This window comes from Pedobacter metabolipauper (assembly GCF_004362715.1).
GTDB lineage: Bacteria > Bacteroidota > Bacteroidia > Sphingobacteriales > Sphingobacteriaceae > Pedobacter > Pedobacter metabolipauper.
This window is the reverse complement of record NZ_SNYC01000004.1, coordinates 588,190-605,059: the sequence shown is the minus strand read 5'-3', so window position 1 is coordinate 605,059 and position 16,870 is coordinate 588,190. Positions and strand designations below refer to the sequence as shown.

10 protein-coding genes are annotated in these 16,870 nt (G+C 41.9%); 5 read left to right on the top strand and 5 right to left on the bottom strand.

The genetic code is table 11. From position 1 onward, the window contains the following. Nucleotides 1–179: 179 nt before the first annotated feature. Genes ATK78_RS09280 through ATK78_RS09270 form a run of 3 tightly spaced genes read right to left on the bottom strand, consistent with a single transcriptional unit; the run spans nt 180 to nt 5,730 of the window. Nucleotides 180–956 carry a DUF4397 domain-containing protein gene (locus ATK78_RS09280; RefSeq protein ID WP_133575808.1) on the bottom strand — a complete coding sequence of 259 codons (777 nt, stop codon included), beginning with the start codon at nt 954–956 and terminating at the stop codon, nt 180–182. 24 nt (nt 957–980) lie between these two features. After that, a complete protein-coding gene (locus tag ATK78_RS09275) occupies nt 981–2,603 on the bottom strand; it encodes a SusD/RagB family nutrient-binding outer membrane lipoprotein (protein ID WP_133575807.1) in 1,623 nt (540 codons plus the stop codon). A gap of 25 nt (nt 2,604–2,628) precedes the next feature. Next, nucleotides 2,629–5,730, bottom strand: coding sequence for a SusC/RagA family TonB-linked outer membrane protein (locus ATK78_RS09270; RefSeq protein WP_133575806.1), 3,102 nt, complete (start codon nt 5,728–5,730; stop codon nt 2,629–2,631). A 242-nt stretch (nt 5,731–5,972) separates the two neighbouring features. Between ATK78_RS09270 and ATK78_RS09265 the strand changes: the two genes are divergently transcribed. Next, nucleotides 5,973–6,719, top strand: a complete 747-nt coding sequence (locus ATK78_RS09265; RefSeq protein ID WP_133575805.1) for a DeoR/GlpR family DNA-binding transcription regulator — start codon at nt 5,973–5,975, stop codon at nt 6,717–6,719. Here the strand turns inward: ATK78_RS09265 and ATK78_RS09260 are convergent. After that, a complete protein-coding gene (locus ATK78_RS09260; RefSeq protein WP_133575804.1) occupies nt 6,716–7,915 on the bottom strand; it encodes an anhydro-N-acetylmuramic acid kinase in 1,200 nt (399 codons plus the stop codon). The two genes, ATK78_RS09265 and ATK78_RS09260, sit on opposite strands and share 4 nt — an antisense overlap. A 135-nt stretch (nt 7,916–8,050) precedes the next feature. Here ATK78_RS09260 and nagB point away from each other — a divergent pair, with 135 nt between their 5' ends. The 3 genes from nagB to ATK78_RS09245 all read left to right on the top strand — a co-directional run bounded on the left by nagB (nt 8,051) and on the right by ATK78_RS09245 (nt 14,133). Then, nucleotides 8,051–9,970 (top strand): glucosamine-6-phosphate deaminase, encoded by a 1,920-nt coding sequence (nagB, locus tag ATK78_RS09255; protein ID WP_133575803.1) that lies wholly within the window; start codon nt 8,051–8,053, stop codon nt 9,968–9,970. Nucleotides 9,971–10,023: 53 nt separating this feature from the next. Beyond that, on the top strand, nt 10,024–11,181 hold the full coding sequence (locus tag ATK78_RS09250; protein WP_133575802.1) for an acyltransferase family protein: 1,158 nt from the start codon (nt 10,024–10,026) through the stop codon (nt 11,179–11,181). A gap of 84 nt (nt 11,182–11,265) precedes the next feature. Further along, nucleotides 11,266–14,133, top strand: a complete 2,868-nt coding sequence (locus tag ATK78_RS09245; protein WP_133575801.1) for a M16 family metallopeptidase — start codon at nt 11,266–11,268, stop codon at nt 14,131–14,133. A gap of 86 nt (nt 14,134–14,219) precedes the next feature. Here ATK78_RS09245 and ATK78_RS09240 read toward each other — a convergent pair whose 3' ends face one another. Next, on the bottom strand, nt 14,220–15,773 hold the full coding sequence (locus ATK78_RS09240; protein WP_133575800.1) for a glycoside hydrolase family 10 protein: 1,554 nt from the start codon (nt 15,771–15,773) through the stop codon (nt 14,220–14,222). Nucleotides 15,774–15,956: 183 nt separating this feature from the next. Between ATK78_RS09240 and ATK78_RS09235 the strand changes: the two genes are divergently transcribed. Further along, nucleotides 15,957–16,865 (top strand): hypothetical protein, encoded by a 909-nt coding sequence (locus ATK78_RS09235; protein ID WP_133575799.1) that lies wholly within the window; start codon nt 15,957–15,959, stop codon nt 16,863–16,865. Nucleotides 16,866–16,870: the final 5 nt, after the last annotated feature.

The window sequence follows — 16,870 nt, the reverse complement described above, 5'->3', positions numbered from 1 at the left end:
TGTTATAACACCAATTAATGTTGCACAAAACAGCATAAAACCGAAATAGTTTAACTATTAGTTTTTCGCTTTATTAACCAAAAGCCGTCAATAAAAACAGATATAAAAAACTGCAGATATAAAAAATCCCCGGCCTAACAGCCGGGGATCAACGAAACAAACATTGGGGAATTTAGTATTTAGCGGATCAAAAAGAATCCGAGATAAGGTTTTCGAACGGCATCAGTCCTACCAGAATAGCCGGTAGCAAAGACCGTATAAGAACGCTTGTTCAATATCGTGCTCGCACTTGTATAGGTAGCCACAGCAGTGGATGTTGGAGCTGAACCAGCTAACCTTACACTCCACACATTTACCGTAGGTGCTTTATTTGCAAGGATAAAATAATCACTTGCATTTAAATAGCTAATATTTGCCTGCACTAAAGTGGGTCCGTTATATAGATCCAATGCACCTACATTAGGCATCAAATGAACAAATCTGTATTTCGCGGTTGCAGTATCCGGCAGGGTAAAGTCATCAGTAGTCAACAGGCTTTTAGTATTCGCAGCCGTATCGGTAACATGCAGGGTATAGTTCTTACCCGCCTCCGCAGCAACACTGGTTTTAAAAAGCTCAACAGAATCTATACCCGTTCCCTTTTTAGGGATTACGATAGAAACAGTCAGGTTACCTGGATTCACCGTCAGGTAATCTGCTCTTGAATCACCCAGGGTTCCATATCCGCCGCCCGGATAAGGATAACGGGTTTGAATCAATGTGCTTACCCGTTCCCCATTGATTTTTATATGCACACCCGGATTTGCCGTCAATGCAATATTATAATTTACCTTGATCAGCGATTGATCACCGGCAACTTTAGTAAACACGCCATAATTGATCTCATTCTTATCACATCCCGAGAAACTAAGAATAATAAGAAGAGAAAGGATAGAAATTGCTGAAAATATTTTCATAATCTTTTTAGTTAAACGTAATTGTTAAGGTAAGGTAAACCAGGTTTCAATCGTATGGTAATTATCTGCTATGCCACCCCACTTTAATAGCTCTTCATAGTTCCATATATATTCAGAATTATATCTAGGTCTTATTCTATACGCGTAATGTGCACCGCCATTTCTAACGTAAAAGTCGCCAGTCTCCAGTTGCTTATAGGTTTTAAACACAGTAGCATCATAATGGTACTTACGAAGATCACACCACTGCTCTGATTGTGCCCATCCCCATTGTGCAATATACTTTTGCTGCATAATATCAGCAATCGTTAAACTACCTGCATTTTGTGCAACCTCGGCAGAAGCCATATAAGCTGTAATTTCTGCAGCAGATATCGCTGTTGAAGCCGGAGTACCATTTCTACCATATAAATTTACAAATTCCATATGTCCGGTAATTCCATTTTTATAAGCGGTATAGGCGTCAGCCAGGTTTCCTTTTATAAATAAAGCTTCTGCTTTAGCAAATTGGATCTGTGCGTAGCTCATAATTGGATACCTCGCTGCATTGGCAAAAATATACTTACCAGGAAACGGAGCCGCAGCAGTACCTGCAACGGAACCAAGCACATGAGGTATCGTTTTTATGGTTGGGTTGTCTCCCAATAAAACAGTTACACCTTTATAGATTCCGGTTGTCGCTATTGGATTGATCATCCGGCTAAGCCTTGGGTCAACAGAAGTTTTAGGATCAACAGCAGGAGTTCCCCTAACACCACCAGTCAGAAGATCAACTACAGGCTGACCGATCCGGCCATAACTCGTGCTGGTGATCTGACCGAAATTTTGGCTTAAAGGATTTGAGTCGCCAGTATTGGTTGCGCTTACATAAGCCGTATTTCCACCATACATAATCGTTGCATCATCGGCCGAAGCTGAAAATGAAAGATCAGAATACTTAACTACGCTATCCGCATAAGAGCCTGCAAACTCTTGTTTATTAATTAAATGGCTATACTGCTGTGCCAATAATCCATACACAAATTTTTTCCATTTAGCACGGTCTCCCCTATAGATCAAATCTCCGGAGGCGCCAGAAAGAATAGAAGAATAATCTGCGCCATCAGGTGTATTTAAACACACAATAGCCTTTTGACACCATTCTCTTACCCGGGCATATACTTCAGGCTGGTCCTGGTATTTAAAAGTCAGCTTATTCGGCGTAAAAGCCTCGTCAAGAATAACAGGCCCGTGCTGATCTGTTAACAACTGAAAGCCCCAGGCTTTAATTGCATAACCAATACCCGCATAAGTCCACTTATTATCTCTTTCTGCATCTTTGATCATATTTTCCAGGTTGGTACCTGAACTGATGTAAACCATTCTCCATAAGTTCCCGCCAACATCACTTGCAGAAGCATAGCCATGACGCTCCCACAACAAGGCGCCATCGGTAACGGCTTGTGCCATCATGTTTTGATTGTATTTAGCAACAACATAACCATCCGTCGCTGTATTGATTCCCATCTGGCTAATTATCGGCGATAAAAAGAGTTCCGCTTTGGCAACCTGAGGGGTTGCGGGATCCGTATTTACATCCAGCCATTTTTTACACCCACCTGCAATAAACAATATTGCAATGAGGAAAGTGATTTTAATATATTTCATAATTAAAACTTTATATTTTAATAATTTACAACTTAATACGAAGTCCCATGTTCACACCCAGAGGTCGTCCCATATTCCCAAAATCAATACCATAACCACCGTAACCGCCCACACTAGGGTTATTACCGTTTACATCAGGATCCATACCAGAGTAATTGGTAATCAGGAAAACATCCGTTAGCGTAACATATAAACCAAACCCGGAAATGAATTTCGTTTTGCTGGTTAGCCTGGCAGGAAAATCATAAGCAACTGTAATATCTCTTAAGCGCAGGGATTTAATATTGTGTTCAACAAACATTTCCGGTGCAATACCTGCAGTAGTTGAGCTGTAATAGTTACTGTTTACAGCAGGCGTTACGGCAATGGTATTCCGCGTTGGATTGGCTGTATTTTCCAAACCATCCCTAAGTACACCAGTGATTACTCTCGGTACATCGCGATCTAATGTTTTAATACTTAAGCCTCTTCTATAAAGTTCATATTGGGTCTGGTTATACACATCACCCCCAACTCTCAAATCGAACAGGAAAGAAAGCGTTAATGTTTTATAATTTAAACTATTGGAGAAGCCCAATGTAAATTTAGGCATCCGGTCTCCAATCAAATAAAAATCCTGATCGCTGGCCAGGGACGGAAGTCCGGTAGCAGGATTAATCAACAGGTCTCCATTATTATTTCTCAAGTTTTTCCAGCCACCAATTGCCCCGGTACTTGAACCCGGATAAACTGCACTGCGGATACCATCACCAATCCATGAATCAGATTCATAGTATTCAGGAAGGTCGTCTGCAATTGCATTAACCTTTGATTTGTTATGTGTAAAATTAAAGATCATGTCCCAGTTTAAATTTTCAGACCGCAGCGGCGATCCCCTTAGCTGAAACTCTACGCCCTTGTTCTCTACATCACCGCCATTCATAATCCTGACTACAGACCCTGTTCCATAACTGATCCTCGGTGTGATGATTTGCTTATGGCTATTTAGTTTGTAAAAAGTAAAATCTATTCCAATCCGGTCTTTAAAAAAGCTGGCCTCCAAACCGGTCTCAAAATTCCGGGTTTGTTCCGGAACAAGATCCGGATTACCGCCATTGGCCAGGTCATAGGTAAACCCACCACCTGTACTTGTTGTAGTTACTAAACGTGTACCCAAAGAATACACTTTAAATGGCTCCTTGCCGGTTATACCATAAGAGGCCCTTAACTTACCATTACTTAACCAGGACAAGTCCTTCAGCGCATTCAGTTTAGTATAATTAAAAGCATAACTCACCGAAGGATAGGCAAAATAAGGATCATTTGGCAGCAAGCGCGATGCCGCATCAACCCTTCCGGAAAGCGTCAGGTACATCAAAGATTTATAACCCAAAATAGCCTGCGCAAATACACCTGCATTTCTATAACGCTCAATATAAAGGCGGGCAGATTGTGTAGACGGAAGCGTATTGTTGATACTGTTGAAATCGGGATCAAACATATTTTGTCCCCTTGCAGAATTTTGGTTGTTATTCACATCAGAGAAGTTACCACCAATGATATAGGTATTATTGAACTGACCAAACTTATGTGTAGCAGATGCCGTTAATGATCCATCAAACCTTCTATTCAGCTTCTGATAGGTATTTACGACTCCACCACGGGGTACTGCAGCAGTACCTGATCCTGAATATGACTGGGTATGATATACATACATCCCATCTGTATGGGAAATATTCGTACCTAAAATGGCATTGATATTTAACCACTTTGTAGGTTTAATATTAATCGTAGAGTTTCCTAAGAGACTGTTGGTGCGGTCATCAGACACATTTTTATTCACATCCCAAAATGGATTATCCACCTCACTGTATATCGTACCGGTCGTTAGCAGACGATTACCAAGCGGATCTATCCAATTGTTCACATCATACCTGCTTGGAAAACGCAAAAGTCCCATTAGGTAACCTGATCCCCCTTTATTTGCTTTTTTATTATAAGCGTTGGTATAGCTAAAGCGTGTGGTTACTTTAACTGCATTAGAAACAGCTGCCGTTCCAACCAGTGAAGTCACAAACCTTTTATACTGTGTAGTGGGTATCGTTCCCTTATTATTCACAAACTCATTCGACCAGCGATAGGTAAAGGACTCTTTACCGCCCTCTAAAACCAAATTGTTCTTTTGTGCAGTTCCGGTTTCAAAGAAACTGGCTACATTATCATAGATCTTTTGTCCTTCAGGATATTTAGGCCCAAAATAATTGGTAGATCCACCATTAAAAACGCCGTTAGCATCACCCTGACTATAAACGGTTTGTACTTCAGGGGCGTTATTGACGCTTTCAACCCGAAGAGATCCATTATAACTCACAGAAGCTTTGCCGGCCTTCGCTTTTTTAGTAGTAATCACAATCGCACCACTGGCACCAAGGTTACCGTACAATGCAGTCGCTTCAGGGCCTTTCAGGATCGTATAACTTTCAATATCTGCAGGATTAATGTCAGCAGCCCTGTTGGTATAATCCTGGCTCCTGTTGTTACCCGTTAAACTGGCTGTATTTGTCTGACTCATTACCGAGTTATCAATCGGAATACCATCAACAACCATTAACGGTGTATTGTCACCGCTTATTGATACAATGCCTCTTAATATGATCTGAGAAGAGGCACCCGGATCTCCGGAAGTAGGATTTACAGACAGACCTGCAACCCGGCCCGCTAAACCATTCAGAAAATTTTCTCTTCCCGTTGCTGTTACTTCATCACCCTTAATAGTAGGCGCTGAGTAACCCAAACTTTCTTTGCTCCGGTCAATACCATAAGCCGTAACAATCACTTCATCCAACGAACTGGCATCAGATTTTAGCACAATATTGATTACCGCATCTGTTCCAACTGTACGTTCCTGTGTCACCATTCCAACATAGCTGAATACCAATACATCACCCGAATTGGCCTTAATCGAATAGGTTCCGATTACATTGGTCTGAACTGCATTCGTAGTTCCCTTAATTTTAATCGAAGCACCCGGAATCGTAGATCCATCATCAGATGAGGTTACTTTTCCTGTAATCGTTTTCTGCTGGGCAAATGCATGCGCACTAAGCAAAAAACATACTACAATAAATAAGTGTAGTTTTTTTTTCATAAACGACAGTTTGGTTAATAATTTAAGTTTTGTTTGATGGTTGATAGTCAGACTCCCTGCATAAACACGCAATTACACGCAAAAAATCAACGGTTTAGTAAATATCATAAATGTTTTTGACTTATTTATAAAATAAAGCAGTATTTTATTCTTGTTACACAAACTAATATTGCACAAACCTGCAAAAAACCGCATTACTTAGTTCGATTATTTTTATTTATTTTAGCCCAAACCGAAAACAGATGCTAAAAAAAGAAAGACATGACTTTGTAATGCGCCAGATTAATCTTCACAATCGTGTGCTTACATCAGATCTTGTTCAATTACTGAACGTTTCTGAAGATACCATCAGACGCGACCTACAAGAACTTGCAGAAGATAAGCAGCTGTATAAAGTTCATGGCGGTGCCCTGTCCAGATCTTACCAGTCTTCCTTTGATGACAGTACCGTTTATGCAAAAGATGCGAAAATAGAAATCGCCAAAAAAGCGATCCCGCTGATCAAAGACGGAATGGTTATCCTTACCGGCGGGGGAACGACCATCATCGAATTGGCCAAGCAGTTACCCGAAACATTGCATGCTACATTTTTTACGGTAAGCCCCTTTGTAGCCATAGAGCTTGCCAAGTATTCGAAAATAGAAGTGATCCTTATTGGAGGGCTGTTTTCAAAAAACTCACAGGTAACGTATGGCGGACATGTAATTACCCAGATCTCTGAAATTACCCCAGACCTCTGCCTCCTCGGAACCAGTGCCTTGCATCCAACAGACGGATTAACGGATACCGACTGGGAAATCAATCAATTGAAAAAGACAATGTTCAGCGCATCCAGAAGAACAGCCGTACTCTGCATCTCAGAAAAATTAGGGATCTCACTGCGGTTAAAGGTAGCTGCGCTGCAAAATATCCAGTACCTCGTTACAGAGCTTCCTGCTAATGATGCCGTACTAGACCCTTACCGGGTTAAAGACATTCAGATCCTTTAATAAGGTAAACAAATTTTGCCCATACATACCGCAGGTACGCCCTGGCGGTCGCCAAAATTAACGACATCACCAACCAGCGTCTCATTCGCCAGCACGGCAAAAAGCACAGCCTCCTTTGCATCGGGATCAATTCCAAGTGACGCAGTGGTGTAAAAAGCAACCCCGGGTAAAGCCTCGTTTAGCCTCCTTACCAATTCAGGATTGTGCATCCCGCCACCGCTCATATACATAGAAAAGGTATTATCTACCCCAAAACAACGCTCAACAGCACGAACAATTACCCTGGCCGTAAAGTTGCATAGCGTAGCCATTACATCAGCAGTACTCAGATCAGTAGTGGCCGACTGCTTTTGAGCTTTTTCGAGATAACTTAAGTTAAACAATTCCGGACCCGTAGTTTTAGGAAACCCGGCATCCAGAAAATCTTCCTTCATGAGTGCATCCAACAGCAGTCCGTTTGAAGTTCCAGATGCAGAAATTGATCCGTCTTTATCAAAATATAATCCCGGATAGTTTTTTTGAACATATTGATCCATGATCGTATTGCCCGGCCCAAGGTCCGTAGAGAATACCTTTGAGGCATCCCCGTTACCTGGCAAATAGGTAAAATTTGCAATACCACCAATATTTAGCATGATGCGGTCTTCTCCAGGTTTAGAAAACAACAGATAATCACCATAAACAGCTAAGGGTGCTCCCTCTCCACCGGCAGCTAAATGCTTTTGTCTAAAATCAGCGATGGTCACAATTCCGGTTTTCACGGCAATGTGATCACCATCCCCAATCTGCAAAGTCGCATTCGGATAGCCTTCCAGTCCATGTAAGGACTGAGGCGCATGAAAGATCGTCTGCCCGTGGCTCGCAATCACATCTACATCATCAGGCTTCAGGCCCCAGGAAGCAATCGCCTCTAAAATCATCCCGCCATGCACAAGTCCGATCTGCGCATTCATCAGGCTGATCATTTGCAGATCTGCATCCCTTTTGGAGAAAATAGATTTAATGTCTTTCTTAAAACCATCGGTATAAGGCACCGTCTTAAATTCAAGAATACGCACAGAAGTATCTGAACCTTTTCCCTTAACCGCACATAGCGCAATATCCAGCCCATCCAGTGAAGTACCAGACATCAGGCCGATAATCCTCCGCTCCGGTTTATTAATGATCTGAAAAACTTTATCCCAATTTGCATTCATAAGGTGATGAAATTTAGGCCAAGATAACAAAATCGTCCCCTTTTTCTGTTGACCATGTACCAATTAAATAAAGTTTGATAAAGCCGTTAGAGTCCCTATATTTACTGCTCCGTACAAAATTTAACAAACAATTAGATGGCAAGATTAAATCTTCTGGAAGAAACGCGCTTTGAAAAATTGCCCGTTTCTGTCTTTGAAAACCCTCAAAAAGCATCTCTTAGTGTCGCTCAGCGTATTGGGAACCTCATTAAAGAAAAACAAAAAAACAATGACATTGCCGTTTTAGGTCTGGCAACCGGTGCTACCCCTGTAGCCGTTTATGCAGAACTCGTAAGAATGCATAAAGAAGAAGGTTTAAGTTTTAAAAATGTGGTTACGTTTAACCTGGACGAGTATTACCCGATGCAGCCTGATGCCGCCCAGAGTTATGTTTCTTTTATGAACGATCATTTGTTCGATCACATTGACATCGACAAAAACAACATCAATATTCCTGACGGCACCTTGAACCTGGAAGACATTCCTGCCTTTTGCCTGGAATACGAGAAAAAGATTGGTGATGTTGGCGGTCTGGATATTCAGATCTTGGGGATCGGACGTACCGGTCACATCGGTTTTAACGAACCGGGCTCTGCACCCAATTCCGGAACCCGGCTGGTTACCCTTGATGATTTAACCAGACGTGATGCAGCAAGAGATTTTGGAGGTAAATCTTTTGTGCCTACAAAAGCCATCACCATGGGTATCGGAACCATATTTAAAGCCCGTGAAATTATATTGATGGCATGGAACCGTAAAAAGGCATCCATCATTAAAAAAGCCGTAGAAGGAGAGATCTCCAGTGAAGTACCGGCAACCTATCTGCAGTTATCAGAACATGTAGAATTCATCTTAGATGAAGATGCCGCTTCTTTACTAACCCGCTTTGATACCCCATGGCTGGTTAAAGATTGCATTTGGGAAGAAACCATTAGCCGAAAAGCAGTGATCTGGCTTGCAAACTTTTTGAAGAAACCTGTTCTAAAACTTACCGAAGACGATTATAACAACAACGGTATGGCACAGCTGGCTTTGGATAAAGGACCAGTTTATAACATCAACATCCATATATTTAATAAATTACAGCATACCATTACCGGATGGCCGGGTGGAAAACCCAATGCAGATGACTCTCAAAGACCAGAAAGAGCAGAACCATCTAAAAAGAGATCCATCATCTTTTCTCCGCATCCGGATGACGATGTAATTTCTATGGGCGGCACATTTATCCGTCTCGTAGATCAGCAGCATGAGGTACATGTCGCCTATCAAACTTCTGGAAATACCGCAGTATGGGATGATGATGTGCTTCGCTTCGTAGAGTTCAGCATCGACTTTTCTGAAAAGATGGGTGCAAGCAAACCCGAACTGAATACGCTGTACCAGGATATGCGTTCTTTCATGGAAAAGAAACAACCCAACCAGGTTGATACCCCAGAAATACAAACTGTAAAAGGGCTGATTAGAAAAGGTGAGGCCATTGCAGGTGCCCGCTTCTGTGGTTTGGAAGACGACCACATTCACTTTATGGCATTGCCTTTCTATGAAAGCGGAAAAAATCAGAAAAATCCCGTTACAGAACTCGATGTTCAGTTAACGATGGACCTTCTTCAAAAAGTAAAACCACAGCAGGTATTCGCTGCCGGTGATTTTGAAGACCCGCATGGAACACATATTGTATGCTTTAACATCATTATAGAAGCATTAAAGCGACTCAAAAAAACAGAAAGTTGGGTAGCCGATTGCTGGGTATGGATGTACCGCGGAGCCTGGAAAGAATTTGAAACCTACGAGATCGAAATGGCCGTACCACTTAGTCCGCAGGAAGTAGAGAAAAAGAAATTCGCCATATTTAAACACCAGTCGCAAAAGGACAGGGCCGTTTTTCCCGGCGATGATGCCCGTGAATTCTGGCAAAGGGCAGAAGACCGGAACAGAGATACTGCCCAGGCTTATGATGATTTAGGCCTGGCTGAGTACGAAGCTATGGAAGCCTTTGTTCGATATAAATTTTAACTATATTTATGATCGCTATTACCACCCGGTAGTAGCGATTAATAGGTATAATAATGACAAAAAGCCAAACCGTAAACCCCAACTCTGCAAGATTACTGTCACTGGATTTTTTTAGAGGCGCTACCGTTGCTGCAATGATCCTGGTAAACAACCCGGGAAGCTGGGGGCATATCTATGCCCCGCTGGAACATGCCGAATGGAATGGATGTACCCCAACAGACCTTGTCTTCCCATTCTTCCTATTCATTGTGGGCGTTTCCATCGCCTATGCCATGGGCAGTAAAAAAGAAGATCCGGCAATCCATTCAAAAATTATCTTAAAAGCATTCAAAAGAGCCCTGATCTTATTTGGCCTCGGGCTATTCCTATCCCTGTTCCCAAAAGTATTCACAGACCCTGTTGATGCCTTTCAGCACGTTCGCATTCCAGGAGTACTGCAGCGAATCGCAGTTGTCTTTTTCATCGCTTCAATCCTATTCCTTAAAAACTCAGAAAAGAACATTTTCAGGATCCTGATCCTGATCCTTGCCGTATACTGGGCTTTGATGACCTTTGTGCCGGTTCCCGGAACAGGTTATGCAAACCTCGAAAAAGAAACAAATTTAGGTGCCTGGTTAGACCGCAGCCTGTTAACAGAAGCCCATTTGTGGAAATCAGCCAAAACCTGGGATCCTGAGGGCATACTCAGCACATTACCTGCAATAGCAACCGGATTATTCGGAGTATTGGTGGGCGCATACCTCAGGCGGAAAGACCGTGATGCGGCAACCAAAGTAACCTGGTTATTCTGTGCAGGCACTGCGGCTATATTTTTAGGCTTATTGTGGGATCTTCAATTTCCGATCAACAAGGCCTTGTGGACAAGCTCCTATGTTTTATATACCGGTGGACTGGCTACGATGATCCTGGCATTGTGTTACTGGATCATTGATGTGCAGCAGTACAATAAATTTACCAGGCCATTTGTGGTGTATGGTGTAAATGCAATCACGGTTTTCTTTCTGTCCGGCCTCATACCAAGGATTTTGAACATGATCAAATTAAATCGGGCCGACGGCTCAGAAATAAGCCTGCAAACCTGGTTATATGCGCCTTACACAGAATACTTCTCTCCAATAAATGCATCCCTGGCCTGGGCCATCTCCTTTGTTCTATTTTGGCTGATCATTCTTTGGATCATGTACAACCGAAAAATCATTATAAAAGTTTAATTTTATCCCACTAACTTATTTACAGATGAAATGCGGATCAACATCCTGATCGCTTCATCACAGATAAAAACAAATTATAAACAGATGAAAAAAATTAACATCCTCGCAATTGGATTTTTAGCATATCTGGCTATAGACGGCCCGGCTTACGCACAGAAAAAACCAGTTGCAACCAAAAAACCTGCTGCCACAACAGCAAAGAAAACAAATGGTACGTTGATCCCGAACGATCCAAATGTAAAAATTGGCAAACTAGCCAATGGGTTAACCTATTATATCCGCAAGAATAGTGAGCCAAAGAACAGGGCAGAGCTGTATCTGGCCACACGGATCGGTTCTTTAATGGAAGAAGACAACCAGCAGGGGCTGGCGCACTTTACAGAGCACATGGCCTTTAACGGTACCAAAGACTTTCCTAAAAATGAAATGATCAATTACCTTCAAAAAGCAGGTGTTCGTTTCGGTGCCGATTTAAATGCATATACCGGATTCGATCAAACGGTCTACCAGCTGCCAATCCCTACAGATAGTGCTGAACTGTTTAAAACAGGCTTTAAAATACTGGCCAACTGGGCTGGAAAGGTGATCATGGAAGGTGACGAGATTGACAAAGAGCGTGGAGTGATCATTGAAGAAGATCGTCAGCGTGGAAAAAATGCACAGGAGCGCATCAGTAAACAATTGCTGCCCCTGCTGTTAAAAGGATCCCGTTATGAAAACCGCCTGCCTATTGGTAAAATAGACATTTTACAATCTTTTACGCACGATAAGATCAAAAGTTTCTACAAAGACTGGTACAGACCTAATTTGCAAAGCGTAATTGCAGTTGGTGATTTTGATGTAAATGAGGTGGAACAACTGATAAAAGCTAATTTCTCTGACCTTACAAATCCTGCAAGTCCAAGACCACGTTTAAAATATGACCTTCCGGATAACAAAGAACCGCTTGTAAAGATCATCACCGATCCGGAGCAGCCATATAACGTAGCCATGATGATGTACAAACAACGTGGCAGCACCGCAACTTCAACCACAGCAGATTATAAAAAACAACTGATGTACTCAATGATCAACAGCATGATCGGTGCGCGTTTTCAAGAAATCCTTCAAAAAGGAACAGCACCCTTCCTATTTGCACAAAGCACCTATGGACCATACCAGGGAGGTTTAGTAAGCGGGATAAACGCATTTCAAACTGTAGTAGCTGCAAAATCCGGAGCTGAACTTGAAAAGTCATTTACCGCTGCACTTGCAGAAAATGAGCGCATCAGCAAATTTGGCTTCGTCCAATCCGAAGTAGATGTAACCAAAAAGAACATTTTGGCAGGTAATGAGAAGCAGTTTAAGGAGAAAGATAAAACACCATCTTCCAGCTTCGTTCAGCAATACTTAAACAACTTCTTAACCGGAAGCAGCATCCCCTCTATTGACTTTAAATATGCAGAGACGCAGAAAGCAGTTGCAAGCATTACGCTTCAGGAGATCAACGCACTTGCAAAAACACTGATCACCAGAGAAAATCAAATCATTGTAGTGCAGGCCCCGGAAAAAGACAAGGCAACCTTACCAACAGAAGCCCAGCTAGTCATCGCATTGAAAAATGCAAGCAATGGAGTAACAGCATATGTAGACAATTCGGTAAATAAACCATTGCTGGAAACAAAACCAGTAGCTGGAAAAATCGTTTCAGAAACAAAGATAGCGGCAATAGGTGTAACTGAACTTACCCTCAGTAACGGCATAAAGGTATTGCTGAAACCAACGGACTTTAAAAACGATCAGATCATTTTCAGTTCCTTTTCTAAAGGCGGACTTTCCCTGGCTGCAGATGCAGATTACGAATCTGCCCAGATGGTTAGTATCATACCAGAAAGTGGTGTAGGTGCATTTAACCCAACACAGTTAAACAAACTTCTGGCAGGAAATACAGGAAGGGCCGGCGCGTATGTGAGCGATCTTTACCAGGGATTTAGCGGAAGTGCGTCTCCAAAAGATCTGGAAACTGCATTTCAAATGGTCTATGCCTATGCAACCAACCCCAGAAAGGATACAGAGATCTTCAATAAGAACATTAGTGATTATAAAGTGATCCTGGAGAATAAGGATGCAAACCCAAGTAGTGTATTTGCCGATACAGTACAGGCCGTTCTGTCTTCGTACCACAAACGCGGAATGCCAATAAAAGCAGCAGATCTGAATAACGTCTCGTTAGACAAGGCCTACGCATTTTACAAAGACCGCTTTGCAGATGCCTCAGAGCAAACATTTGTAATCGTAGGTGCATTTGATGTCACCACGATCAAACCATTCATTGAAACCTATCTGGCGAGTTTGCCGGCGGCGGCTAAAAAACAAAACTATGCTGACAATGGAGTAAGACCACCTAACGGAAAAATAAGCAAAACGGTTTATAAGGGGCTTGAGGATAAAGCAGCTGTAGAATTGTATATCCATGGCGATTACATTTTCAACGCAGAAAACAACATACAGCTGGATGCATTGAAGGCGGCCCTGGAAATTAAGATCCTGGAGCGCCTGCGTGAAAAAGAAAGCGGAGTTTATAGCCCGCAGGTAGGTCTTAGCGTTGAGAAATATCCAAATGCACATTACTACTTTAACATCTCATTTAGTTGTGCTACAGCAAACGTAGATAAATTGGTTGCAGCCGCATTAGATGAGATCAGCAAGATCAAAACCAACGGAGCTACTGCAGACGATATCAGTAAGTTTAAATCAGAAGAACAGCGCCAGCATGAGTTGAGTCTGCGCAATAACAATTACTGGTTAAGCTATCTAACCAACCGCTTGCAAAACGGCGATAGTCTGGATCAGCTCTTAACAGATAAACAGAGATTGGATGCCATATCTGTTGAGTCTACCAAAGCAAGCGCACAGAAATATTTAACGGAAGACAACTATATCCGTTTGGTGCTTATGCCGCAAAAGAAATAAGAATATAAGTCAAAGTTATACCGTTTACTAAAGAAGGCCGCTAAATTTAGCGGCCTTCTTTAGTAATTCTTAATTTTAGCTGATCCTTATTTTTCAGGAGAGGAGATCTCCCTGACCTGAACCCCTACCGGCCCGCTGGGCTCACTCTCGTTCTTTAACCGGTCTAGTGCAGTAACCAGGTAATTGTATCGTTTTCCCTTTTCTACATCGGTATCAATAAAAGAAGTAAATTCTTCAAAGCTGATCCTTAAAATATGCTTAGGATTTAAGACCTCTATCTTCTCTCCTTCTTCAAACCGGTAAATTACATAACCGGAAGCCGTTTCCCCGTCTTTGGCCCGCAATGGCTTTAACCACTTTAGGTGAACCCCATCATTCATCGCATCAGCAACAAACTGCAAAGGCGGATTTGGTATAATGTCGTCCAGCCAGGGCATTTGAGGAGGCAGAGAAGGGTATTTATACAGGTCATTTTTCAAGGAATCACCGGCAGCACGTGCAATGGTAGAAAATGACTTGGAGCTAAAGTATATACTTCCCTGCACCCGGGTATTGTTCCGGATGTACCTTACCTGGTCCGGAATCTGGTTAGGCAGGCTCCAGGCTGCTTCCATCTTCTGGTTCATCAGGTACGCAGCCTGACCAATATAAAGGTGCCTTCCAAACGCATTGTTGCTCCACCAGTTTACCAAAGTATCAAATTGCGCTGCTTTACGCGTAAAGCTAAAGTAAACCTGTGGATTGATATAGTCTACCCAGCCCTCTTTAACCCATTTCCTGGAATCAGCATACAACTCGCTATAATTCGATAAGCCATTGGTTGCAGAGCCCAGGACATCTTCAGACCTATTTCTCCAAATCCCGAAAGGACTGATTCCGAACTTAACATATTTCTTATAGTGGTGGATGCTGTCATCCAGCTGTTCAATCAGTAAGTCAACATTATTTCTCCGCCAGTCGTTCAGATTGGTAAAACCGTTCGGATATTTACTGAAGGTATTCGCATCGTTGATCTTTTGTCCGGAAACAGGATATGGATAAAAATAATCATCAAAATGGATCCCATCTACGTCATACCCTTTAACAACATCGAGGATAACCTGTACAATATATTCCCTAACTTCAGGCAAACCGGGGTCAAACTGCTTCTTACCAGCGTAAGTAAAAAACAGATCAGGACGTTTTTTAAACATATGTCCTTCATCCAGAACCGCATTAGCACTATTGGTAGCCCTATAGGGATTAAACCACGCATGAAGCTCCATACCTCTAAAATGGGCCTCTTTAATTGCAAACTCCAAAGGGTCATAACCCGGAGCTGGAGCCAGTCCCTGCTTACCCATCAGCCACTGGCTCCACGGTTCTCTTGATTTCGCATAGAAAGCATCTGCAGCAGGCCTAACCTGCAGCATGATCGCATTCATCCCATTTGCTTTATGCTGTTCCAACAGCCCAATAAGTTCCTGCTTCTGTCTGTCAACACTAAGGCCAGGCTTCGATGGCCAGTCGATATTGGCTACAGTAGCTACCCAAACACCTCTAAATTCTCTTTTTGGAGCAATTTTTGATGTATTTTGCGAAAATGAGGCAATAGGCAGTATTAAGGCTATTAATAGGGTATAAAGAGTTTGTTTAAGCATTCTTTTTAATTTGGGATAAAATAAAATTTGGTTTCTTGTGTGTGTTTCAGTGAACAATCAGGTCTCTGATACTAGCAAATAAACGATTTTTTTCAAAGTGTGATACAAATTGAATGTTTTTTTTACCAATTGTCATATTTTTATTTATGTTCGCCCTTTAACTTAAAGATAAGATTTAGAATAATGTCCGTACAAAATAATTTAGTAAACAAAGGAGACCGCAATAAGATTTATTTCCTGGTTGTTGTAATTGCTGCATTATTAGGTACAAATGCCTATCTTTTTTTTAAGGATAAACACGAAACAAAGCGATTTGTTAGTGTAAGCACAGAAAAAGACCGGTTACAGCTCGAAGTAGAAAAAATTGAAGTTGAGCTGGATAACGTAAATAACCTCAATGTTTCTTTAAGCGAAAAGCTGCTCGCAGAACAAAATCAGGCACGGGAGAAGATATCCCAGTTAAAAATAGCCTTACAGCAAGGTGTATTAACCAAGGAACAGCTTGAAGATGCAAAAAAAGAGATCCGGGTACTTAAAGAATTTGTTAAAAGCTACAGTGAAAAGATCCTGAAGCTGGAAGGAGAAAATTCCGATCTGAAAACAGAGGTAGATAGCCTTCAGGCTTACGTGAATAATGCTGGCCGCAATACAGAGGAGCTTACAAAAAAAAATGCTGAACTGAATGAAAAAGTAAAGACAGGCTCCGCATTAAAAGCATCAAATGTTGGTATTACCGCTTATAAAGTAAAGAACAGCGGAAAAAATATAGTAGTTACCAAGGCTGGAACAGCAAAAAAGCTGATAGTAAGCTTTGACATCGTTCCAAATCAGCTGGCTAAAAAAGATTACCATAAAATTTATCTGCGTGTATTTGATCCCGCCGGAAACCTGATCGCTGACAGCGACAATATGTTTCAGGCAGACGGACAGGAGATGCAATACAGCTCATCTACATCCATTTCATTCAACGACGATAATACATCCTATTCGATGGACTGGATAAATCCAAACAAGTTTATAAAGGGGCAGTATTCGATCATACTCTATGCGGACGGCTTTACCATGGGTAGGGCCGAAATTATTTTAAAATAGTCCGG